The organism is Secundilactobacillus collinoides DSM 20515 = JCM 1123 (genome assembly GCF_001435975.1).
GTDB lineage: Bacteria > Bacillota > Bacilli > Lactobacillales > Lactobacillaceae > Secundilactobacillus > Secundilactobacillus collinoides.
In genome coordinates this window covers 1-250 of the sequence record NZ_AYYR01000076.1, presented here as the reverse complement: position 1 = coordinate 250, position 250 = coordinate 1, and the positions used below count along the sequence as shown (strand labels likewise).

Below are 250 nucleotides of genomic sequence, written 5' to 3'. Positions count from 1 at the left end.
TGATTAAACAGGAACAAGCCTATACAGCCGTGATGTACTATGATCCTGTTTTAAAGCCATGTCAGGCTGAAACAATTGAACAGTGGCAAGCAAATCCACCACAGGTGTTCAGTCCCCAAGAGCATCAACAAGGACTAGCTTATTTATCGGGACAGCTTAGCTTAGATCAGTTAGAAAATCATCACTTACAACGGGTTTTAAAGCATGATGGCACTAAACAACTCTTTTTTGGCGAATGCAAAGCCGATCC

Annotated in this window: 1 pseudogene; it reads left to right on the top strand. The window is 42.0% G+C overall.

Annotated elements, in window-relative coordinates:
* Window positions 1–250, top strand: a pseudogene (locus FC82_RS12580) (hypothetical protein); the annotation flags it as partial.